Origin of the sequence: Bradyrhizobium daqingense, from assembly GCF_021044685.1 — a bacterium.
GTDB classification, from domain to species: Bacteria; Pseudomonadota; Alphaproteobacteria; order Rhizobiales; family Xanthobacteraceae; genus Bradyrhizobium; species Bradyrhizobium daqingense.
The window spans coordinates 5,335,499-5,358,113 of record NZ_CP088014.1; the positions used below are offsets into that span (position 1 = coordinate 5,335,499).

Annotated in this window: 22 protein-coding genes; 8 read left to right on the plus strand and 14 right to left on the minus strand. The window is 64.4% G+C overall.

Translation table 11 applies throughout. From position 1 onward, the window contains the following. Positions 1–85 precede the first annotated feature (85 nt). The 4 genes from LPJ38_RS25240 (at position 86) to LPJ38_RS25255 (ending at position 4,237) form a co-directional block, all read left to right on the plus strand. Entirely contained in the window at positions 86–1,243 is a 1,158-nt protein-coding gene (locus LPJ38_RS25240; protein WP_167520653.1) for a patatin-like phospholipase family protein, read from the plus strand. Between the two features lie 135 nt (positions 1,244–1,378). Then, positions 1,379–2,122, plus strand: a complete 744-nt coding sequence (locus tag LPJ38_RS25245) for a TetR/AcrR family transcriptional regulator (RefSeq protein WP_145639646.1) — start codon at positions 1,379–1,381, stop codon at positions 2,120–2,122. A 238-nt stretch (positions 2,123–2,360) separates the two neighbouring features. Next, the gene (locus LPJ38_RS25250) at positions 2,361–2,966 is read left to right on the plus strand and encodes a PepSY domain-containing protein (RefSeq protein ID WP_145639358.1); all 606 of its coding nucleotides are present in this window, start codon (positions 2,361–2,363) and stop codon (positions 2,964–2,966) included. A 233-nt stretch (positions 2,967–3,199) separates the two neighbouring features. Then, positions 3,200–4,237 (plus strand): aspartate-semialdehyde dehydrogenase, encoded by a 1,038-nt coding sequence (locus tag LPJ38_RS25255; protein WP_145639360.1) that lies wholly within the window; start codon positions 3,200–3,202, stop codon positions 4,235–4,237. A 119-nt stretch (positions 4,238–4,356) separates the two neighbouring features. On the opposite strand, the gene queA is transcribed toward LPJ38_RS25255, so the two are convergent. From queA to coaD, 5 genes are all read right to left on the minus strand, one after another. Then, positions 4,357–5,430 carry a tRNA preQ1(34) S-adenosylmethionine ribosyltransferase-isomerase QueA gene (queA, locus tag LPJ38_RS25260; protein ID WP_145639362.1) on the minus strand — a complete coding sequence of 358 codons (1,074 nt, stop codon included), beginning with the start codon at positions 5,428–5,430 and terminating at the stop codon, positions 4,357–4,359. 140 nt (positions 5,431–5,570) lie between these two features. After that, entirely contained in the window at positions 5,571–6,035 is a 465-nt protein-coding gene (locus LPJ38_RS25265) for a peptidylprolyl isomerase (RefSeq protein WP_008563933.1), read from the minus strand. After that, positions 6,032–6,457: a hypothetical protein gene (locus LPJ38_RS25270; protein ID WP_145639364.1), complete on the minus strand. Its 426-nt coding sequence runs from the start codon at positions 6,455–6,457 to the stop codon at positions 6,032–6,034. Before LPJ38_RS25270 ends, LPJ38_RS25265 begins: the two co-directional genes overlap by 4 nt. A 10-nt stretch (positions 6,458–6,467) precedes the next feature. Further along, complete coding sequence (locus LPJ38_RS25275; protein WP_145639366.1) at positions 6,468–7,031, minus strand: peptidylprolyl isomerase; 564 nt, start codon at positions 7,029–7,031, stop codon at positions 6,468–6,470. A gap of 38 nt (positions 7,032–7,069) precedes the next feature. Next, the gene (gene coaD, locus LPJ38_RS25280; protein ID WP_145639368.1) at positions 7,070–7,564 is read right to left on the minus strand and encodes a pantetheine-phosphate adenylyltransferase; all 495 of its coding nucleotides are present in this window, start codon (positions 7,562–7,564) and stop codon (positions 7,070–7,072) included. Between coaD and LPJ38_RS25285 the strand changes: the two genes are divergently transcribed. Together LPJ38_RS25285 and LPJ38_RS25290 are read left to right on the plus strand one after the other, a co-directional pair. Next, complete coding sequence (locus tag LPJ38_RS25285) at positions 7,554–7,787, plus strand: hypothetical protein (protein WP_231088401.1); 234 nt, start codon at positions 7,554–7,556, stop codon at positions 7,785–7,787. The two genes, coaD and LPJ38_RS25285, sit on opposite strands and share 11 nt — an antisense overlap. Positions 7,788–7,812: 25 nt before the next feature. Continuing rightward, a complete protein-coding gene (locus tag LPJ38_RS25290; RefSeq protein ID WP_060736127.1) occupies positions 7,813–8,070 on the plus strand; it encodes a hypothetical protein in 258 nt (85 codons plus the stop codon). 123 nt (positions 8,071–8,193) lie between these two features. Here LPJ38_RS25290 and gyrA read toward each other — a convergent pair whose 3' ends face one another. Together gyrA and LPJ38_RS25300 are read right to left on the minus strand one after the other, a co-directional pair. After that, on the minus strand, positions 8,194–10,926 hold the full coding sequence (gene gyrA, locus LPJ38_RS25295) for a DNA gyrase subunit A (protein WP_145639373.1): 2,733 nt from the start codon (positions 10,924–10,926) through the stop codon (positions 8,194–8,196). 191 nt (positions 10,927–11,117) lie between these two features. Next, on the minus strand, positions 11,118–11,516 hold the full coding sequence (locus LPJ38_RS25300) for a DUF2306 domain-containing protein (protein ID WP_145639375.1): 399 nt from the start codon (positions 11,514–11,516) through the stop codon (positions 11,118–11,120). Positions 11,517–11,674: 158 nt separating this feature from the next. On the opposite strand from LPJ38_RS25300, the gene LPJ38_RS25305 reads away from it, so the two are divergent. Further along, positions 11,675–12,004, plus strand: a complete 330-nt coding sequence (locus tag LPJ38_RS25305; protein WP_145639377.1) for a low molecular weight protein tyrosine phosphatase family protein — start codon at positions 11,675–11,677, stop codon at positions 12,002–12,004. A 103-nt stretch (positions 12,005–12,107) separates the two neighbouring features. On the opposite strand, the gene LPJ38_RS25310 is transcribed toward LPJ38_RS25305, so the two are convergent. The 7 genes from LPJ38_RS25310 to LPJ38_RS25340 all read right to left on the minus strand — a co-directional run bounded on the left by LPJ38_RS25310 (position 12,108) and on the right by LPJ38_RS25340 (position 21,348). Then, entirely contained in the window at positions 12,108–14,009 is a 1,902-nt protein-coding gene (locus LPJ38_RS25310; protein WP_145639379.1) for an AAA family ATPase, read from the minus strand. 189 nt (positions 14,010–14,198) lie between these two features. Continuing rightward, positions 14,199–14,603 carry a hypothetical protein gene (locus LPJ38_RS25315; protein ID WP_145639381.1) on the minus strand — a complete coding sequence of 135 codons (405 nt, stop codon included), beginning with the start codon at positions 14,601–14,603 and terminating at the stop codon, positions 14,199–14,201. 24 nt (positions 14,604–14,627) lie between these two features. Then, entirely contained in the window at positions 14,628–15,284 is a 657-nt protein-coding gene (locus LPJ38_RS25320) for a hypothetical protein (protein WP_145639383.1), read from the minus strand. A gap of 466 nt (positions 15,285–15,750) precedes the next feature. Then, positions 15,751–17,712, minus strand: a complete 1,962-nt coding sequence (locus LPJ38_RS25325; RefSeq protein ID WP_145639385.1) for a hypothetical protein — start codon at positions 17,710–17,712, stop codon at positions 15,751–15,753. Further along, entirely contained in the window at positions 17,709–19,262 is a 1,554-nt protein-coding gene (locus LPJ38_RS25330; protein ID WP_145639387.1) for a site-specific integrase, read from the minus strand. Before LPJ38_RS25330 ends, LPJ38_RS25325 begins: the two co-directional genes overlap by 4 nt. Continuing rightward, positions 19,259–20,482, minus strand: a complete 1,224-nt coding sequence (locus tag LPJ38_RS25335; protein WP_145639389.1) for a site-specific integrase — start codon at positions 20,480–20,482, stop codon at positions 19,259–19,261. Before LPJ38_RS25335 ends, LPJ38_RS25330 begins: the two co-directional genes overlap by 4 nt. Before the next feature lie 368 nt (positions 20,483–20,850). Then, positions 20,851–21,348, minus strand: coding sequence for a single-stranded DNA-binding protein (locus tag LPJ38_RS25340; protein WP_145639391.1), 498 nt, complete (start codon positions 21,346–21,348; stop codon positions 20,851–20,853). A gap of 448 nt (positions 21,349–21,796) precedes the next feature. Here LPJ38_RS25340 and LPJ38_RS25345 point away from each other — a divergent pair, with 448 nt between their 5' ends. Further along, entirely contained in the window at positions 21,797–22,567 is a 771-nt protein-coding gene (locus LPJ38_RS25345) for an outer membrane protein (protein ID WP_145639394.1), read from the plus strand. Positions 22,568–22,615 lie beyond the last annotated feature (48 nt).

Sequence of the window (22,615 nt, forward strand, 5' to 3'; positions counted from 1 at the left end):
GAGAATGCCGCGGCAGAGTTGCCAGCGGCGGTAAAAGCGTGATCGCCAGCCATCGACGATGCCCCTCCCTTCACGATCGACGGAAATGTCCAGCCACCCGCACGGCCGGATCAGGCGGACAGGCGCCCGCCTGAGCGGCGTCCTGGCCCTGGTATGCAGCCTGGCGCTCGGCGCCTGCACGTCCCTGCCCCGCACGCCCTATACGGCCGCGGAAGCCAGCACATCGCGCGTTCTCGATATCGACGGCCTCAGGCGCTACGCCGACGAGCCGGTCACGAAATTCAGCTTCGAGAAGGACAACAGCACCGCAACGAAGTCCTATCTGGCGCTCTCGGGCGGCGGCGCCGATGGCGCTTACGGCGTCGGCGTGCTCAACGGCTGGACCGCGGCCAGAACCCGCCCCACCTTCTCCGTCGTCTCGGGCGTGAGCACCGGCGGCCTGATCGCCCCCTTTGCCTTCCTCGGCTCGCACTACGACGACACGCTGAAGGAGGTCTACACCAGCGGCATCGCGGAGAGCCTGCTGAACGATCCCAGCATCATGCGTGTGCTGTTCGGATCCGGACTGTTCGGCAACACCAGGCTGCGCGAGCTCGTCGCCCGCTATGTCGGGCCCGAGATCATGGCGCAAGTTGCGCGCGAGAATGCCAGGGGACGCCGGCTGCTGATCGTGACGACCGATCTCGACACCCAGCGCACAGCGATCTGGGATATGGGCAAGATCGCCGCGGTTGGGACGCCCGAGGCGCTGAAACTGTTTCGCGACGTGATGGCGGCCTCCGCCAGCATTCCGCTGGTGTTTCCGCCGATCATGATCGACGCCGAAGGCCAGGGCCGGCGCTTCCAGGAGATGCATGTCGACGGCGGCGTGACGGCACCGGTGCTGACGCTGCCGGATGCCCTGCTGTTCCAGGGCAGCCGCCTGCCCGGCAGCGCGAAGCTGGACATCTACATCCTCGTCAACAAGAAGATCGAACGCAATTTCGAGCTGGTCTCCAACAGCACCATCGACGTCGCCTCGCGCAGCCTGTCCGCGATCACCCAGTCGCAGACGCGCTCGATCATCTTCTCGACTTATGATTTCGCCAGACGCAACCGCCTCGGCTTCCATCTCTCCTATATCGCGCGCGACTATCCGGCGGCGCCATCGGAAGGGTTCGACACCGCCTATATGCGGGCGCTGTATCAGTACGGATACGACAAGGCGGCGTCCGGCCAAGCCTGGACCTCGACGCTTCCGTGATCCCAGGTGAGGGAACGAGACCATACGGAAACCGTTGACGATACGGACAATTCGGCCAGATTCGCGATGACGCCTCCGCTCCTGCGCGATATAGAGCGAATGACCGATATCACGACCGCGCAGGAATCATTGGGCATGGGATTGACTGCGACCAAGACGAGACCGGCAGCGCCACGGCGCGAGGTGACGAAATCGCGCGGCGGCCGGCCGACGAAGTCAGCCGCCATCGAGCGCGACCAGCGGCTGATCGAGGTCGCCACCCGCCTGTTCCTGGATCGCGGCTTCGACGCAACCTCGCTCGATGCAGTCGCGGAAGCGGCCCGGGTCAGCAAGCCCACCGTCTATTCCCGCTACGGCGACAAGCGCGGGCTGTTTGCAGCCGTGCTGAGGCGCGAGATCGATCGCTGGCTCGCGCCGCTCTCCGCGGCGGCGGAGACACAGCTCTCGAGCGGCTCGAACATCCCGGTCGAGCAACGGCTGGTCGAGATCGGGCGCGAGATGCTCACATTCACCTGCGGTCCCGACGCCGTCGCATTCAGCCGCATGATGACGGCACAGGCCATCAACTTTCCGGACGTCGCCAAGCTCGGCAAGGAGGAAGGCTGGCTCAAGGCCGTCGCCACCACCGCGCGCTTCTTCGACCATTTGGTGGCGCAAGGCGCGCTCGACGTTGAAGACACCACGATTGCAGCCGAGGTGTTTCTCGACGTCGTCGTCGGTCACACCCACCGCATGGCGACGTTCGGAACGGCGCTCGATATCAAGACCGCCGAAAAACGCACGCGCGCGGCCATCAAGCTGTTCCTGGCCGGTGCGCTCGGACCTGCCGACCGCGTTCAGAGCTCCGCCAAGAGCACGCAACGGCGCGCCGCCCGCTGACAATTCCGTGAGGGCATCGCGGTCTGGCGGCTTCGCCGTTGACCCAAATAAAACGATACGGTATGGTTTAGTTACTGAACAGACGGGCCGCTTTATTCACCAGCCCCAAAGGGGTTCGTGCTGTTTCGAACGCCGCGGCGGGGACAACCTGCTACGACGCTCCGCGGCCGGCCTTTGCCCAGGTCGGCCGCGATTTCTTTACGATCATCCGGCACATTCGCTGGCGGAAGGTTCGAGCATGAAGGCAGCACGACGACATCCCTGGACGTTTCTTGCCGCCATCCTGTCGGCCCTGCTCATCGCAGCGCCGGCGCGGGCGATCGTCTCGGCCGGCGGCACACCCACCGCCCTTCATAGCGAAACAGATGGTGATGCCGAAGCGGACCGCCTGGCGGTCAGCCGCGAGATCGAGCGCTTCCGCAGCTCGACGATCTCGATCAGCCAGGCCATGGCGATCGCGGAAGGCCGGCATGCCGGCGCAACGACGGCGGATGTGAGCTTTGACGGCGGCTCAGGCGTTCCGGTCTACCGCGTGAAGACGTTGCACAACGACCGGATCTGGCGCCACACCATCAATGCCTCGACCGGAGAGCTCGTCGGCGGCGAAGCTGCCCTCCCCCTCGCCGAGCTCGACCATGAGGATCGCGACAACCTCGCAGCATTGGGCGCGATCAGGCACCGCCTCGCGGATGCCGTGCGCGTTGCCGAACGCGCCGCCTCCGGCAAGGCCATCAGCGGCGGGCTGGTGCGCGAACGCGGCCGGCTCAATTTCGCGATCGTCGTGATCAGCGGCGACGACCTCAAGGAGGTCATCCTGGAGCCGCCGGGCGCACGCGCCAAATAGCGAGGTGCGAGCCCCCGGCAACGACCGGGGCGAAAAGCCATTGACGGGGGCAGGACTCTCCCGCATAAGTCGCCGCCATGTTCACGACCACCAAACGCACGACCAAAACCACCACGGCCCCAGGGGCCCGGGGAGGCGTGCGCGCGTAGGTCGTCGACTTAAACGCATCAGCTCTACGGCAAGCCCCGCCCTCGATGGTCCGGGGCTTTTTTGTTGTCTGAATTCTCAATTCAATGGAGGACAAAGTGAGTAACGATCCCGTCGTCGCGATTGTCGGCGTCACCGGTGCAGTGGGCGCCGAATTCATCGCCACCATGGACAAGCGCGGCTTCCACGTCGGCAAGCTCAAGGCGTTGGCCAGCGCCCGCTCGGCCGGCAAGACGGTGTCGTTCCGCGGCCAGGACGTCGTCATCGAAGAGCTGACTGAGCGCGCCTTCGAGGGCGTCGACATCGCCTTGTTCTCGGCCGGCGGCAGCATCTCGAAGAAGTTCGCACCCATCGCGGTTAAGGCCGGCGCCGTCGTAGTCGACAATTCCTCCGCCTTCCGCATGGATCCGAACGTGCCGCTGGTGATCCCCGAGATCAACGCGCACCGCATCCGGGATCACAAGGGCATCATCGCCAACCCGAACTGCGCCGCGATCACCGCGCTGGTGCCGCTGTGGCCGATCCACCAGAAGAACCGCATCAAGCGCGTGATCATCTCGACCTATCAGGCGGCAAGCGGCGCCGGCGCCGCAGCGATGGAGGAGCTCGTCGAATCCACCCGCGCCAATCTCAATGGGCAGGTCTATACGCCGAAGGTGATGCCGCATCCCTACGCCTTCAATCTCTTCAACCACAACACGGCCGTCGATCCCGAGACCGGCTACAACGACGAAGAGACCAAGGTCATCAAGGAGACCCGCAAGATCTTCGAGGACGAGACGATCGCCGTCGGCGTCACCTGCGTGCGCGTGCCGGTGCTGCGCGCCCATTGCGAAGCCATCACCTTCGAATGCGAGAAGCCGATCAGCGAGGACCAGGTCCGCGCCATCATGGCGCAGGCGCCGGGCGTGAAGGTGGTCGACGACCGCGCCAGGAACTACTTCCCGATGCCGATCGACGCCTCGGGCCAGGACGACGTTCTGGTCGGCCGCATCCGCAAGGATCTCAGCGACCCCTCAGGGCATTCGATCTCGATGTTCGTGGCGGCCGATCAGCTCTTGAAGGGCGCAGCGCTCAATGCAGTGCAGATCGCCGAGCTCTTGCCGCAGCGAGTGATGGCGTAACGGAAGGTACGTAGGGTGGATTAGCCGAAGGCGTAATCCACCTCTTTGCTATCCACGCCGATGGAGAAGTGGTGGGTTACGCCAGCGACTACGCTTCGCGTAGCCGCGGGTTAACCCACCTACGGCTCCGAGCGAAACAACAAGCACGCATCCCCATACGAATAAAACCGGTAGCCATTCGCGATCGCGTGCGCGTAGGCCTGCTTCATCGTCTCGAGCCCCGAGAACGCCGAGACCAGCATGAACAGCGTCGACTTCGGCAGATGGAAATTCGTCATCAGGATATCCACCGCGCGGAAGCGATAGCCGGGGGTGATGAAGATCGAGGTCTCGGCCGCGAACGGCTGGATCGTGCCGTCCTCGCTGGCAGCGCTTTCGAGCAGCCGCAGTGACGTAGTGCCGATCGCGACGATACGGCCGCCATTCTTCCGCGCGGTGTTGAGCCGCTCCGTCGTCTCGGCCGAGATGGTGCCCCACTCCGCGTGCATCCTGTGGCCTTCGGTGTCGTCGACCTTCACCGGCAGAAAGGTCCCTGCCCCGACATGCAGCGTGACGCGGTTGACGCCGACGCCGCGCTCCTGGAGCGCACGCTCCAGTGCGGGCGTGAAATGCAGTCCCGCCGTGGGCGCGGCGACCGCGCCTTCGTTGGCCGCGAACATGGTCTGGTAATCGGCGAGATCCTGGTCGTCGGGCGTGCGCTTGGAGGCGATGTAGGGCGGCAGCGGCGGGCTGCCAAGATCGGCGATGGCTTGATCCAGCGTGGGGCCGTGGAACGAGAACGACAGCGTCACCTCGCCTTCGCTGCCCTTGGCTTCGACCTCGGCGTCGAGATGGCCGAGCAGGCAGACCTTGCCCTCATTGCCGAAGCGGATGCGGTCGCCGGCGGTGAGCTTCTTCGCCGGCTTCACCAGCGCCTTCCAGCGCGAGCCGTCGAGGCGCTTGATCAACGTCGCCTCGATCCTCGGCTCTGTCTCGCGGCCGATGCGGCGGCCTTTCAATTGCGCCGCGATCACCTTGGTGTCGTTGACGACGAGCTGGTCGCCCGGCCTCAGCCATTGCGGCAGGGCGGAAATGACCTGGTCACGCAACACGCCGTTCTCCACGACCAGCATTTTCGCGGAGTCGCGCGGGCTCGCCGGGCGCAGCGCGATGCGCTCGGGCGGCAGATCGAAGTCGAAGAGGTCGGTGCGCATGTCGGGCTTAGCGCCGCATAGCACTCCTCATCCTGAGGAGCGCGGAACGCGCGTCTCGAAGGATGAAGGCCCCGCTGCTGCAGCCCGGCCTTCATGGTTCGAGACGGCGCTGCGCGCCTCCTCACCATGAGGAGAAGCGCTTACTCCTTGTCGGCCGCCATCCGCGCCTTGACGATCTTGTCGGGGTTCTGCACCGGCTCGCCGCGCTTGATCTTGTCGACGTTCTCCATGCCCTCGGTGACCTTGCCCCACACCGTGTACTGGTTGTCGAGGAAGCGGGCGTCGTCGAAGCAGATGAAGAACTGGCTGTCGCCGGAATCGGGATTGGCGGCGCGGGCCATCGAGGCAGTGCCGCGCACATGCGGCTCCTTGTTGAACTCGGCCTTCAGCTTCTTGCCGGAGCCGCCGGTGCCGGTGCCCTGCGGGCAGCCGGTCTGCGCCATGAAGCCGTCGATCACGCGATGGAAGACGATGCCGTCGTAAAAGCCCTCGCGGACCAGTTCCTTGATGCGCGCGACATGGCCGGGCGCGAGGTCAGGCCGCATCTCGATCGTGACGGGGCCTTGCGTGGTCTCGAGGATCAGGGTGTTTTCGGTGACGCTCATGCTCGTCTCTCTTGCGTTGGGGGTGAAGTCTTGTCAGGTGACGTTTTGCGGTTGCGGAACTGGATTGCGAATGGACGTCCCGCGGCGGCGCCGGCCATTGCATCGGTAAATGGCACCGGCGTGCAGCGTTGCAACGCCTCCATCACCGCGATCCGGTATTGCAGCCGGTCATTGTCGGAGGCCTCCGCGGATTCATAGGTAATCCTCGGATGACCCAGAATGTTTCCGGCCCGGTTAAAGCTCACGACGACGGTGATGTCGAGTGGGCGCGCCCTGGCCGGGGACGGCGGTCTCCAGCAGGTGCGCAAATGCCGGAAAATGTCCTGGATGGTGTTGACCTGCGCATCCTCGGCGACCGCGCTGGGGACGCCGAGCAGCAACATCGCGGCAACCAGGAGAAGCCTGCCGCCGCGACGCACCATTCGCCCGCTCCTATTTGATGTCGGATGCGACCTGAACCTTCACCATCTTGTCGGGATCGGTGACCGAGCCGCCGGCCGAGCCGGGCGGCGCCTTCTTCAGCTTGTCGACGACGTCCATGCCCTGAACAACCTCGCCGATGACCGTGTACTGGCCATCGAGGCTGCCGCCGTCGGCGAACATGATGAAGAACTGCGAATTGGCGCTGTCGACGCTGTCGCCGCGCCGGGCCATGCCGACGATGCCGCGTGCAAAATGCACCTTGGAGAATTCCTGCTTCAGGTTCGGATATTTCGAGCCGCCGGTGCCGTTGCCGTTCTGGCCGTCGCCGGTCTGCGCCATGAAGCCGTCCATGACACGGTGAAACGGCACGTTGTTGTAGAAGCCCTCGCGCGCGAGCTGCTTGATGCGCTCGGCGTGCTGGGGCGCAATGTCGGTCCTGAGCTTGATGACGATGCGGCCCTTGGTGCTGTCGATGACGATGGCGTTGGCCTTGTCGAGATTCGCCGGCAATTGCTGCGCGACCGCGGGCGCCGCGAACACGAGCGCGGCAAGAACTGCGAGAATTCGGATCATGACAACTCCGGATCAGATGAGGAAGAAGCGCGCCCTTATTAGGCGAATTTGGCCTTGAGCTGTGCCGCGACCAGCGGCGGGACGAAGGCCGAGACGTCTCCGCCCATGCCGGCGATCTGGCGCACCAAAGTGGCGGTGATCGGGCGGACCATGGGAGAGGCCGGCAGGAAGACCGTATGCACCTCCGGCGCCATGGCCTCGTTCATGCCGGCGAGCTGCATCTCGTAATCAAGGTCGGTGCCGTCGCGCAGGCCCCGGATCATGATGGTCGCGCCGTGCTTGCGCGCCGCGGTGACCGACAGATCGTCGAACGTCACGGCTTCGAGCGTGCAGCCGGCCTGCGCCGCCACCGGCCCGCAGACGTCGTGGAGCATCTTCAGCCGCTCCTCGGTCGAGAACAGCGGCTTCTTGCCGGGGTGGACCCCGATCGCGACGACCAGCCTGTCGCACAGCGATACGCTGTGCCGGACCACGTCCAGATGGCCGTTGGTGATGGGATCGAAGGAACCGGGATAGAAGGCAATGCGCGGCATGACCCCCTCCTACCGCGCCCGGCCCGGCCCGGCAAGCCGCCAGGTTCCCGGCCGGCTTTTCCGCAAGAGCATGTCGGAATCGCCCGAATTGTTTCGTCCTCCGAGTAGCCACGAAACAAAACGGACCGCGAACGAAACCATTTCCCGCATCGGCGAAGACATCCGGAAACTGGCCATGGTTACTAATCCAGCCAACGAAGGACGGGCCGCACACTGGGCGTAGGCGGCCGCATCACAGGGGACTGTCAATGATCAAGGCTCTTTCAGCGATCGCTCTGTCTGCGTGTGTTGCCGCGGCCCTCACCCTCCTGCCCGGCTTTGCCCCGAAGGTCGAAGCCAGCGTGCCGCAGCCGCTGGCCAAGAGCGACCGCCTCGACATCCGCAGCATCGGCAAGGATTGCTCGCAGCAGGCCTGGCCGAACTTCGAAGCCTCCTGCCTGCGTCGCGCAGGCACCAAGGCCAATGTCCGTGAGGCTCGCCTCGTGACCGCCGACCGCACCCCGTAGTCGAACCTGTCAGCGAGCCTGATCCGGACCTCATACAATCCCATGGAAATTTGATAGCGAATGGCGAATAGGCAGTAGCGAATAGAAACTGTTCGATTCGCTATTCGCTACTCACCATTCGCACTACTCCCCATTCGCACCGTTTCCGCTCTCCGCCTCGTCCGTGATGTGCTCGACCGACACCACGTGCTCATCCTCAGCGGTGTCGAACACGATCACGCCTTGCGTCGAGCGGCCGGCGATACGGATGCCTTCGACCGGGCAGCGGATCAGCTGGCCCTTGTCGGTGACCAGCATGATCTGATCGGCATCCTCCACGGGGAAAGACGCAACCAGATTGCCGTTGCGGTTGTTGACGCTCATGGCGACGATGCCTTTGCCGCCGCGGCCGGTGGTGCGGTACTCGTAGGACGAGGTCCGCTTGCCGTAGCCGTTGACGGAGACGGTCAGAACGACCTGCTCCTGCGCCGACATCTCGACGTAGCGCTCCTGCGGGAGCTGGAAGCTGCCGGAGGTCTCCTCGGTCTCGCCGTCGGCGGCGCTTTCCTCGCTCGCAGCTTCGCCCGCCACCGCGCGGCGCATCTTCAGATAGGCAGAGCGTTCGTCCGAGGTGGTCTCGACATGGCGCAGGATCGCCAGCGAAATCACCTTGTCGCCCTCGCCGAGCGCAATGCCGCGCACGCCCATCGAGGTACGCCCGGTGAACACGCGCACGTCGGGGACCGGGAAGCGAATGCACTGGCCGCCGGCAGCGGTCAGCAGCACGTCGTCGCGCTCGGTGCAGATCTGCACGTCGACGATCGACTCGCCGTCGTCGAGCTTCATGGCGATGATGCCGGAGCGGCGGACGTCGACGAAGTCGGACAGCTTGTTGCGCCGGACGTTGCCGCCCGTGGTGGCGAACATCACGTCGAGGTTGCCCCAGGTCGATTCATCCTCCGGCAGCGGCATGATCGTGGTGATGCGCTCGCCCTGCTCCAGCGGCAGGATGTTGATCAGCGCCTTGCCGCGCGCATTCGGCGCAGCCATCGGCAGGCGCCAGACCTTTTCCTTGTAGACCTGGCCGCGCGAGGAGAAGAACAGCACCGGCGTGTGCGTGGAGGCCACGAACAGGCGGCTGACGAAATCCTCGTCGCGGGTCTGCATGCCGGCGCGGCCCTTGCCGCCGCGGCGCTGCGCCCGGTAGGCCGACAACGGCACGCGCTTGACGTAGCCGGCGTGGGAGACGGTGACGACCATGTCCTCGCGCTGGATCAGGTCCTCGTCCTCGACCTCGCCTTCCTGCTCCATGATCACGGTGCGACGCGGGGTGGCGAACTCGGCCTTCACCTCGGCAAGCTCGGTCTTGATGATGTCGAGAATGCGGGCACGCGAGCGCAGGATATCGAGATACTCGCCGATCTCGCCGGCGAGCTTCGAAAGCTCGCCGCCGATCTCGTCACGGCCGAGCGCGGTGAGGCGTGCAAGACGCAGCTCGAGGATCGCCCTGGCCTGGTCCAGCGACAGGCGGATCGTGCCGTCCTCGTTGATGCGGTGGCGCGGATCGTCGATCAGCGTGATGATATCCTCGACGTCGCGCGCCGGCCAGTCGCGCGTCATCAGGGTGTCGCGCGCCGCGGCCGGTGTCGGCGAGGTGCGGATCACCTTGATGATCTCGTCGATGTTGGCGACCGCGATGGCGAGACCGACCTGCTCATGCGCGCGCTCGCGCGCTTTGCGCAGCTTGTACTTGGTCCGGCGCGTGACGACCTGCTCGCGGAAGCCGACGAAGATCGTCAGCATGTCCTTCAGGTTCATCGTCTGCGGCCGCCCGCTGTCGAGCGCGACCGCGTTGACGCCGAAGCTCGTCTGCAGCGGCGTAAACTTGTAGAGCTGGTTCAGCACCACGTCGGGCACGGCGTCACGCTTGAGCTCGACGACGACGCGATAGCCGTCGCGGTCGGACTCGTCGCGCAGGTCGGAGATGCCCTCGATCTTCTTTTCCTTGTAGAGCTCGGCGATGCGCTCGACCATCGTGGCCTTGTTCACCTGATACGGGATCTCGGTGATGACGATCGCCTCGCGCTCCTTGCGGATCGTCTCGAACGTGACCTTGCCGCGCATCACGATGGAGCCGCGGCCGAGATGATAGGCACTGCGGATGCCCTGACGTCCGAGGATGATGCCGCCGGTCGGAAAGTCCGGACCCGGGATGATGTTGTTGAGTTCGTCGATGGTTAGCGACGGATTGTCGATCAGCGCGACGCAGGCGTCGATCACCTCGCCGAGATTGTGCGGCGGGATGTTGGTCGCCATGCCGACGGCGATGCCGCCGGCGCCGTTGACCAGCAGGTTCGGGAACCGCGCCGGCAGGACCACCGGCTCCTTCTCGGAGCCGTCGTAATTGTCCTGGAAGTCGACGGTGTCGCTGTCGATGTCTTCGAGCAGCTTCAGCGCGATCTTGGTCAGGCGGGATTCGGTGTAGCGCATGGCCGCCGCCGGGTCGCCGTCGACCGAGCCGAAATTACCCTGCCCGTCCACCAGCAGCGCGCGCATCGAGAAGTCCTGCGCCATGCGCACCAGAGCGTCGTAGATCGCCTGGTCGCCATGCGGGTGGTATTTACCCATGACGTCACCGACGATACCGGCGGACTTCTTGTGCTTCTTATCGGGCGTGAAGCCCTGCTCGTTCATCGAGAACAGGATGCGCCGATGCACCGGCTTGAGGCCGTCGCGGGCATCGGGCAGCGCACGCGACACGATCACGCTCATGGCGTAATCGAGATAGGACTTCTTCATCTCGTCGAGGATGGAGACGGGGCGAATGTCCGAGGGTTGCGCCGGCTGGTCGCCGGGCTTGTTGTCGTCGTCAGCCAAAGGGAAATCCGGTGAGGTTTTATCTGGGAATCATATAGCGCATCGCCCCCCGGATCACCACCCTTGGCAGGTCTCAGGGAGCGCTTTTTCCGTTCGTTTTTTCATGCACTTAACGGGATGGCGGGCGGTCACTTCCGGATAGCCCTCGGACGTCGCCTCCCCCTGCGCGGAAGAGTGAGTTTCGGCCGTCGCTACGGCCCGAAAACCACCGCGTGCATGATCCGGCCGGGCATGAAGGTGAACAGCCCCGCAATGACCAGTGCGCCGAAGAAGATCGAGGTCATCGTGATCTTGTGGCGGCGAACATTGTGAGCTCTTGCAGCCGTCACACCCAATACCAGCATCACCAATGCGAAGATCGAAAGCAGATGGATCGGGCTCCACGGCCCAACCAAACGGATCTCGTGGATCCAGAACGAGCTGAGCGCCACGACAAGCATCAGCACCACCCAGACCCAGCCCAGAGCCCGGTGCGGCAGCGTGCCCTTGGGGGCGGTGAGCTGGATGATCCCGAGGACGAACGCACCCATCGCGGCGAAGGCATGCAGCGGGATCGCCGGAGCAGCATCAAGCAGCGGCGTAAGGTTCATGCTGCAGCTTCCCGCCATCCAGCGTCAGACGGGAACGTGGTCGATTCCATCGACCAGCGAACGGTATTTATGTAGCAAGAACCTTGGGAAGCCTTCTTGAGAAGCATCAACCGATCGTTCCCACCAACGCCTGATCGATCATCGACGAGAGCGGTAAAGTGACCAACATCCTTTTCGTCTGCAGCGCCAATCGCCTCCGCAGCCCTACAGCCGAACAGTTGTTCTCGACGTGGCCGGGCATCGAGACCGACTCGGCCGGCATTTCGAACGGCGCGGACGTCTTGCTGTCCGCCGAACAGATCGAGTGGGCCGATCTCATCTTCGTCATGGAGAAGACCCACCGAAACAAGTTGAACCGGAAATTCCGCACGAGCTTGAACAAAAAGCGGGTCATCTGCCTCGACATTCCAGACGACTATGAATTCATGGATCCTGTTTTGGTGCAGATCCTTGAAAACAGAGTTGGCCGCTATCTGCGCCGGGACTAACCAGCTCTCCCCAGCCTCAGAAGGCTAAGGTGTAGGAAGACTGACAACTGTATGTGTTAGTCATTGAGTTCACTCGAGAAATTTCGTTCGACAGCGAGCGTTGTCAACTCTCAGGACTTCCAATCTCCATCAGTAGCGCCAACGCCGTCTCCCTCCGGCCTGCGTGTGCGTCCCGTTCCAGTGACTGTTGCAGCACCTCGCTGGCTCCGACAAGAACTGCCGAATCCTTGGCGCGCGAAATCGCGGTGTAGATCAGGGACCGGTCGAGCAGCCGGGTCTTCTGAACCGGGATGACGACCTTCCGGAAGCTCGATCCCTGCGCCTTGTGGACGGTGATGGCGTAGGCCAGCGTCAGGTCGTCGAGCCCGTACCCGCTCAGTTCGACCTCGGTGCCGTCGAAGTCGACGGCGACCCTCCCCTCCTCGATGCTGGTGATCCGACCGAGACTGCCGTTGCGCAGGCCGGCCTGATAGTCGTTCTTGAGGAACATGACCGGCTCGCCCTCCGCCAGGCGCCGGGTCGGGTGCCTGCGCCTGCCGACCGCGAAGATGTCGTGGAAGCGCGCGTTCAGCGCCTCGGTACCGGCGGGGCCCGCCTTCACGGCGCAGACGATCCGCAGGTCCTCGGAGAAGCCGCCGAGGCCGGCCACCACGTCGACGATCTGGTCGGTGGTGACCTCGCCGGCGGGAATCAGGGCCACCCCGCCGCTGCTGGCGCAGGCCTTGTCCGGCAAGCTCGGCAGCCGGCCGGACCGGACCGCGCCGGCGACCGCGGGAATGCCGGTGGCCTCGGTCTGGCGGTAGACGCGGGTCAGAACGACGGACGGGATTTCGGGCCGCTCGCCCAGCGCATGCAGCACCAGCCCGAACTGGATCGGCGGGAGCTGGCCGGGGTCGCCGACGAGCAGCAGCCTGCAGCCGTCCGGCAAGGCCCGCAGGATCCGGTACATGGTGGGCAGATCCAGCATCGAGGCCTCGTCGACCACCACCAGCGATTCCGGGCCGAGCGGGATCTTCCGGGCTTCGACGCCCTTCAGGAACGCGGCGATGGTCGATGCGGGAAAGCCGGTGGCCTCGCCGATCCGGACGGCGGCACGGCCCGCCAGGGCCATCATGTGGGTGGAGCGGCCGAAGGCGGCGCAGGCCCGGGCGACGGCCCTCAGGACCGTGGTTTTGCCGACGCCGGCTCCGCCCCTGACGATGCCGAACCGTTCCTGAACCGCGATGCGCACCGCCTCGCGCTGTTCGTCGTCGAGCGCCACGCCCATGTCCTGCCGGTCGAGCCAGGCGGCGAGCTCGGCGTCGGAGACCTCGCGGGCGATCAGGTCGCCCATGGCCGGCTCGGTCAGCATCTCCCTGATCCGGTCGGCGACGTAGCGCTCCATCATGTGGGCGCCGGCGGCCTGGAAGCCGCCCGCGATCGGGATCGCCGCCCGCTGCGCGACCGCGGCCGCCACCGCCTCCCCGGCCCGCGCCGGCGCGCACTTCAACAGCCGGCCGGCCGCGGCGACGAGGTCGCGCTCGCCGATCCAGGTGTGGTGCTGGTCCAGCCGCGCGTAGAGCGCGGCCTCCACCGCGGCGACGAGGCGTCTGGGATCGTCGGCGGCGATGCCCATCTTCCGGCCGGCGGCGTCGACGATCGGCCAGTCGGCGAGCGCCATCATCGCGTACGGCTGCTCCCGCAGCTTCGCGGCGGCTTCGGCGCCCCACAGGCGGATGATCTTCTTGGCCAGGCGTTTCTCGAAGCCGTGTTCGTCGAGCCAGACCACGACGTCGCCCTCGGCGAGCTTCTCCTTCCACGCCAGCACCAGCCGCTCGGCGCGGTCCTCGTTCAGGACCGCGGTCAGGCTCGCGACGTCGCCGAGCAGCGCGTAGAGGCGCTCGCCGAAGGCCTCCCACAGCTTCGCTGCGGTGGCGTAACCGATGCCCTCGAACGCCGGGTCCTCGGCGAGGTGGCGCACGATGGTGTCGCCCGATCTGGCGTGACGGCCGAGCTGCTCAAGCATGACGCCTAGCTTCCGCCTGCGAAACAGCGTACCACCGTGCTCGCTCCGGCAAGGGGCAGCCCGCGCCAAGAGCCCGCTGCGCGGGCCCGTGTCGCCCCTTGCCTTCCGCTGCGACGCGGCGGTCCTGCTGATCGCAGGTCGGCTCCGAGGGACGATCAAAGGCTTCCGGTCTCTCCAAGGGACGGGACGTCATGATACCCGCCGTCCTGTGGACACCATGATGTCCTCGACCTGCTCCAGGCGGCGCAGCTTCTCGCGCAGGCCGGCGTTCTCCGCCCGCGACGCGGCGAGCTGCTGCTCGAGCGACAGGATGCGGCGATCGCGCCGGTCGGACTTCGTCTCCGGCTTGGCCTCCTCCTCGCCGGCGGCGCCGGCCGGCAGCTTCGCGGCCGCGGCGTCGAGCAGCGCCTTCGCGGCCGGATTCTTGTAGAGCACCTGGCGGTCGAACCCGCAGGCGAGCGCGATGGCCGAGCGGTTGGGCTCGCCGGCGCGCATCGGCAGCGGCCGGCCTTCCCGTTGGAGGGCCTCGAGATAGTTCTTCAGGGTCTCGGCGTTTTCGGCCCCGAGCACGCTGCCGGACTTGGCGTCAGCCACGGCGACCTCCTGCGATGTGGGTGCCTAGCTCTTGTCGGAGCGACCGCGGTCGTTCTCCTGCAGCTTCTTGTCGAGCTGAGCGACCGTCATCCCGCGCCCCAGCGCGTTCTTCCGCCAACGAGCCATCCGGTTGTCGAGGATGGCGTACTGCACTTTGAGATCGACAATTTCCTTGTTGGCGGCGTCGAGCTGCCGCTTGAGGTACTCCACCTGCTCGTCGCGCGTCCTCGCCTTGCGAGGCTTCTTGCCGTCTTTCGGCTTCGCCTTCGCCATGGCCTCTTCGACCTGGCCCAGGCGCTTCGTGAACGCGTCCTGCAGGTCGTCGTATTTGGCCAAGGCTTGTCGGGTCCACTTGCCATGGTATCGGGCACCGATGAGGTCCATCAGGACCTTCCAGTCGAGGGGCCGGTTCAGAGGCCAGTGCTCGATGATCGCCAGTATCTCCCGGTAACGCTCCGGCGTCGTCATGAGGGCTAGTCGCCTCTTGCCTGGCGGCGAGGAGCGCTTGCCGCCCCGGGACGGCCGAACCGGCCTGGGTTCGTCGGCATACTTCCAGCCTTCCGGGTGATCGTCCGGAGCTGTCGACTTCTTCGCCGATTTCTTCGAACGCTTCGCCATCTCGTCCTTTGCCCAAGGACTCGATGGGTAAGCTGATTCTGCCTGCAAGGAGAAATCGGCCATAAGGACTCTCGACACGCGAACACCTACGCCACGCAACGATGGTAGCCTGCCGGCCGGCCCGATCCTCCGAAAACGCCACCAGAATGCCGTTCGACACCGTCGGTCGCTCCACGACGTGGGCGCCGAACAGGCCTCCGGCCTGCGCGAGAGCTCGGCGAAAGGTCGCCGACGCTCCAGAGCGCGTCCACGCCGACGAGGGCGTGACCGGATCGCATCTCTCGGTGAGGCCGACCGGTGCCGGTCGGATGTCGTTTTGAAAAACTCGGATTGGCCGATGGAAGCCGGACTGTCCGGGGTCTAATCGACCCGGATTACCGGCGCGACACTCGACGGTGTCGCGGGCGATGTCGCTATTGAGCGTCCTCGAGATCGGACATGAAAATCCCTCCGATATGATGGCACTATAGCACATTTCTTCAGAAATTGCAAGGAAATCAGCGCCTTCGCTGAGGAGGGAGAACGGCATCTAAACCTGCACCATGGTGCCGTCGGGAATCGTCGGGTCAGCATGGACGGCGACGGTCTTCTTCAGGCCATCGACGACACGCTCGTTGTGCGCGACCCAGGCCGAGGCGTTGTAGGTGCCCTCCGCCATCGCGGCGCGGGCCCCGTCGAGCATCGCCTGGTGCTCCACCAGCAAGCGTTCGGCCTCGGCCTTGTGCTCAGCCTTCCCCTTCACCACCAGGTGCTCGGCGCAGCCGCCGCAGGCGCCATGGCTCGGGCACGGCGCCATGCTGAAGTCCTGGGTGCAGGCGCCGATCGACGTGAAATGAGCCGTCGCGAAGCGTCCCTTCAGGAAAGCGTCCCGTTCGACCGGCGGGAGGGAGGCGACCGTTTCGACGATCGGTCCCTCGATCTCGCCGGTCTCGATCGCCGTACGCATATCCTGCGCGAGAGCGATGCCGCCGGAGTGATCGTAGACGGCGTTCTGCCGGACGTCCTTGCGGCCGCTCCAACGCGCGATGTCGAGCTGCGAGAGCCTGCCCTTCTGCGCCAGGGTGTTGAGGTAGTGGCGGATCGAATGAGTGTTGATGCGGTATGGCTTCTCGTTCGCGTCAAGTATCCCGAGCCGTTCGAACACTCCCTTCGCGCCCTTGTGGTTGCCCAAGAAGTCGCTGATAGTGTTGTCGCCGAGGACCGACAGCACGTAATTCTGCACCACCATGTCGTTGCGGAAATAGTGCCTCGGAACAATGAACATGTAGTCGGAAAGCTTTACTCCGGGTGGCAGTTTAGGAAACCGGCGCAGGATCGCTGCCTCGAGATCTCCGAGGCGATAGCACCGTAATTTCCCTTCCACGTGCTTTTTGACGCGGTTGGCCTTCAGCCAGAGGAAGATCGAATCCTCGCCCAAATGGAGAGCACCGTTCGCCTCTCCGGCGGACAGCAAGGTGTCAGGATCCGCGAGTCGCCATTCCTCGGCTAGGTAGGCTCGGCCAGGATGGCGCTCCATCCAGCGCGCGATCTCGCGGTAAGGCTCGGTGATTCGCCGGGCGTCGGCGAGGGCCCGGTCGGCGATGTCCACCATCGCGCTCGGGATCCACTTGATCGAATCCGGAGCCTTCTTCGACCCGTGGTACGCGTAGCCCAGATACTGCACCTCCTCGCCGGTGGCCTCGCGCCTGGTGCGTTCGGTACGTCGGCAATCGTAGCGCGTGTCGAGAACCTCGTTGATGCGGACGGGCGCGCAGCACATGAGCTCGACGGCGGCAATCCGCAGCAGATCTCGTTGATCGTCGCCTGCTCTGATCGTGAGACTGGCATCAACGATGGCCCCCATCTCCTCTTTCGTCGCCATCTTCTCTTCCCGCGCCCGATCTCCATCCTTGCCTACCTTGCTATGGCTGCGGGATTCGCGCGGAAACGGATTGGAGAAGGAAATGTTCGCCTTGGCGATCGAATGCCGATTGATAAATTCGGCGATTTCGCGCAGCGCTCTCCCCAAGATGTACGCCGAGCCGTCGGCTGCGACCTCGCCGCGCTGTGTTTTGCGATATCTGATGTAATTGCAGGCGGCCATGAAGTCTGCAGACACCAGATCGACCGGGTCCCGTTCGTCGCCCTGCATTGAACAGTAGAGCGATCTAGCGGCGCGCAAAACGCGCCCATGATCTTTCGTCGATTTCGGGCTCGCCTCTTCACGCAAGACAATCAGAGCCTTGGTGAATGAGGCGAAGCGTTCGGCAATGGGCGTCCGCTCCTCAATGTCTCGCACATAACCTGTCTCATCGGTAGCGAAGATGAGTTTGCGCTGATGTGCGGATCTGGCGGAAGGCCTCGCGAACTTGACGGTAGACAGATCCCAGACCGGATCGTCGAAGTCGACGGCTCCGGCGAACACTCGCGAGCGTCGAGCCCGCTCAATCAGGCGGTCCAGATTGGTGCGGGCGTCGAGGCGGAAGCGGTCGGGCAGGACGATGACGTTCAAGCGTCTTTCTCCTCGCAGGCGGCGACCACCTTGCCGATGGCCATGATCGTGACGTCGTGGATCTTGTAGATCTGCGGATCGAGGCCGGCCTGCATCTGCCGCTCGCGCTCCTCGACGAGCCAGTCCAGCATCTCGCGGTGTGGACCGTCGCGCCAAGGCTGGAACCGCTCGCAGGTGTAGCAGGAGACGGGTGCGAGGCGGCCGCAGGGGCCCGCCCCGCAGACGCCGAGTTCACCCGCAAGCTGGGGCTTCTCGCCGAACTTGCGCCTGAAGAACGGGATGCGCTTGGCCGGGTCGGTGCCGTTCACGGCTTCGCCCTCCTCGCTGACGATGCGTCCCATGAAGGCGTCGGCGATCGGGCCCAGCTCGACGGCGAGCGCGGCGTCCAGCCGATCTACCTGGTTGGGGCGCGTTTCGTAATAGACGCCGACGTGCTGGAGGTCGCTGTGACCCAGCCCTGTCGCCAATTGGGACGGCGAGGCGCCCTCCTCCGCAAGCCGCGTCCCGTAGGTGTAGCGGAAGCGGCGGCTGTTACCCCTGACAAGTTCGCCGGTGCGATGAGAGATGACCTCCAGCTTGCGCAACGCACGTTCCACCGTTGCGGTGATCTCCGCGCTCGTCATGTGCATGGCGAACTCATGCAACTGACCGCCCAGCAGATCCGGCTGCGGTTCTCTCCGCCGAAAGAGCGGATATCCGCAGCCTTCAGGCCAGCCGCTGTCGCGGCGCACGCTGGCATTCTCGGCGACGAGCTCCGCGACCAGCGTCCCGAGCTCCTGATTCAGCTCCTTGGGGTCCGACCCGGACCGCAGATAATCGTGCCCCTTCTTGACCTGCGGAACGTCGAAGCGATGGTAGATGCGGCCGGTGGCGACCTCCTTAAGCGGGCGATAGTCCTCCTCGCGCATCTTGGCGTACGCGAAGGCGTTGCGGCCAAACGCAACTTGGAGCCAGACGAGCACTCGCTCGGTCAACGAGAGGACCTCCGGACCGAGGGCCCTCAGTCGCGTCAGGATCGCCCCGAACTCGATATCGTCGAAGGCACCCTTTTCCGGATCGCGGGTCCGGACCGCACGGCCCTTCTCGTTGCCGCCGATCACCAGATCGTCCAGCAGATCGGCGGTCTCGCGGGAGAAATGCGGCAGATGCCGGTTGGCGCACCAGCGGTACCAGAAGCGGATGTGGTGGAGGCGCCAGACCGAAAAATTGTTGATCATCCGAAGTTCGGCGAAGAATGAGCTCGAGATGTCAGCGCCGGCCGCGACCTCGCCGGCGAGCGCCTCCGATTGGGTCAAGAAGCGCAGTGCGCCGAACGCGTTCCTGACGTTGTCTGGAGACGTCAGCTTGATCCGGTCGGCCAGGTGCAGCACGACCGCGTCGAAGACGAGGTCCGGCAGCGACCGCAGCCGATCGAAATTCAAGATCTTGTTCCGCGAAAGATTGTTGAGCCGCCACTCCCACCCGGAGGCGTCGACGTCCAGCCCCGCACGGTCCTGGATGATTCCCTGACTCGGAAAGTCGGGTAGCTTCGTGGCGACGTTCCTGCTCATCGATCGGTCTCTTTGCTGCGTGCGACGGCTTCGTCCTGCATGCGCTTGTTGATCTCCGCGGTCTGCTCCTGGTTGTAGAGGCCGCGGTATTTCTCGGCCTGGACGGAGTGCGGCACGCGTCCCTGCGCGTGGTTTGCGACGACGGCGCTGCGCTCATCGCTCAGGCCGGCCTTCTTAGCGGCCTTAGCGAAGCGGTTGTTCCATGACCTTCGAAGATCGTTGGTGGAGAACCGCTTCGGCAAGCCGGGGACCTTCTCGCGCAATCGGCGGTACATGTAGGCGACCGTCTCCTTCGTCAGAGGACCGCCGTCCTCTGACGGGAAGACGTACGGGCTTCGCTTGGCGCCTGGATAGGACGGCCGGTGGTCTACGATGAAGTTGTGCAGCACCCGCGCGAGCCGGTCGCCGATGTCGACGCGATGCGGAAGAGTCTTGGCGAGTGGTGCGTTTCTTCTCGGTTCGTGGAGGTCGTCCGGGCGACGCTCGACCATCAGGTGCTTGCGCGACCCGTTCAGAAAGCAATCGGTCGTCTTGAGACCGATGCACTCGCCGAGACGCAGGCCGCCGTCGTGAAAGGTCAGCCACAGCGCGTGATTGCGCGGATGGTTGCGGGACTCGAAGGGGTTCGTCGGATCGCCCGGCGTGATCGCCGCGATGAAGACCGGTGACTGCTCCTCGGTGAGCCCGGGGGCCATCGGCTTGCCGCGGACTCGGATGCCGTCGACGATGTTTTCCTTGAAGGAGGCGAGTCGTGCCCGCGCTTCCTGTCGGGCGTCCAGAGCCGAAATCCTTAGAATGATCGGCTCGGCATGCCAGGCAACGTAGTCGCGCACTTCGGCACATCGGTTGCGCCAGTGCGCCGCGCCGACGACTGGTCTGGCCTTACTACCCGCCCTCTTCTTGACGGCCGGCTCGCGCAGATCATCCCGAAGCCCCTCGCGGAGGTCATTCTCCTCGCTCTGCGTGAAGAACGCACCACTCTCCAGCCGCTGGAGAAAGTCGATTCCCCGGTCGCCGCACCAGTTATGAAACTGGCAGACGACCTCCATCTTCCGCCGCATCGTCGCGAGCGCGATGCCGGTCGGCCGCAGCACCTCCATGCAGTATTGCGTCGCGTTGTCGCTCTGCAGGCCGTACCGGTTGACGACCATGACGAAAAGGTCGCCTTCTTCGAGCCGAGTGACCTTCGTCCGCAGAGGCGTGATGTCGCCCCATTCCATGTCCGCACCTCATTCGTGGTGGGACCAGATGTCAGTTGACAAGGGATGGCAGAAGTTGCGCGAAAATTTGCGGCCGAAAGCCACTAACCAACTGAGATCGTTCTCGAAACGACCTGCTAGTTGACAGCCGTTACGTCAATGGGCCCGAAAAAATCTTCAAACTAATCACCGCAGTTGACGCCTGCGAAGCGTGAAGCGGCATAAGGCGCTGATTTACCGCGACTATGTTCAGGTCAGTTGACGGCCTTCGTGTCCTACGCTTTTTCGCGTCGCGCAAGTTGACACGCGAGGCCGCCAACTTGGCGTCTATATCTTTGTTTTCGTTTGCAAAGCGGCTTTCTAGTTTACGCCACTTGCCTTCCTACATTTTAGAACGGGATGTCGTCGTCCATGTCGCTGTTGCGGCCACCACCGCCGGCGGCAACGGGACGGCGCGGTGCGCTGCTGACCGGACCGGAGGAGCCGAAATCGCCGCCCGGCTCGTCGCCGAAGCTGCCGCCTCCGCCGCCGCCACCGCGGCCGTCGAGCATCGTCAGCGTCGAGTTGAAGCCCTGGAGCACGACCTCGGTCGAATACTTCTCGACACCGCTCTGATCGGTGTACTTGCGGGTCTGGAGCGAACCCTCGATGTAAACCTTTGCGCCCTTCTTCAAATACTGTTCGACGATTTTGCAAAGCGGCTCAGAGAAGATCACGACGCGATGCCACTCGGTCTTTTCCTTGCGCTCGCCGCTGTTCTTGTCGCGCCAGGTCTCCGAGGTCGCGATGCTCAAATTCGCGATCGGCCGCCCGTCCGGGGTGCGGCGGATTTCCGGATCCTTGCCGAGATTTCCCACCAGAATGACCTTGTTGACGCTTCCCGCCATCGCCGTTCTCCACTCCGAAGCCACTGAATTCTCAAAGGCCAGCCCGCCCCGCGGCGGCCTGCAACCTGTGTTGAGGCGACCCTATACGCTCGCCGCCCGCTTGCGGGCGCCGATCAGCCCGTCACGCCTCAGGTTATCCCCACATATAGCATCGACCTTCCGTTCGTTCCAGATTTGTTCTCTCAAAGGAGAGGACCGAGACGGATCGGTGTGCCGAGCAAGAGAGCCGCGCCGGATGGAACTTTTTCCGGTTCCCGTGAACAGCAAAAACCAGTTAACTTTCATTGAGTTACATCTGATCAATCGGCGCCTGAGTGTGGCATTTCGGAGACGGACACTGCCTAGTTCCTCGGCTACGATTGCCTTGGACTTGGATTCATATGGGCGTCGCGCCTGATCAACCGCTTCGGGGACGTTTCAAGAAGCGGACGAAACTGGGGAGACTGCAATGAATAAGATCCTGTTTAGTGCAATCGGTGCAGTGGCGTTGGGCCTGTCGGCCCCCGCAAGCGCGGCGGACATGGCCGCGCGTCCTTACACGAAGGCTCCGGCGCCGATGGTCGCCGCCATCTACGATTGGAGCGGTTTCTATATCGGCATCAACGGCGGCGGCGGCACCAGCCACAAATGCTGGGACTTCGTGACACCGGTGACGGGGGTTCTGGTTGGCGAAGGCTGCCACAACGCGGTCGGTGGCACGGTCGGTGGCCAGGTCGGCTATCGCTGGCAATCGACGAACTGGGTGTTCGGCCTTGAAGGCCAGGGCAACTGGGCCGACTTCTCCGGCGACAATATCAGCGGGCTAACCGGCCTGCGTGATCGCTCCAAGATCAACGCCTTCGGACTGATCACCGGCCAGGTCGGCTACGCCTGGAACAACGTCCTATTGTATGTGAAGGGCGGCGGCGCCGTCGTCGGTGATCGCTACCGGAGCTACGATGTCGTCACCGGCCTCGAATTCGACCGGGCCAGCGAGACCCGTTGGGGCGCCACCGTGGGCGCAGGCGTCGAGTTCGGATTTGCGCCGAACTGGTCGCTCGGCGTTGAGTACAATCACATCTTCCTCGGCGACCGCACCCTCAACTTCACTGGGTCCGGCAATTTCCTGATCGCTCCGCTTGGTGTCGTCACTCGCTCCGAGCGCATCAGCCAGGACGTCGATATCGCCCTCATTCGCGTGAACTATCGCTGGGGCGGCCCGCTCGTCGCGAGATACTAGTACCCGTTGATATCATTCGAAAAAAAGGCCGGCCTCGCGCCGGCCTTT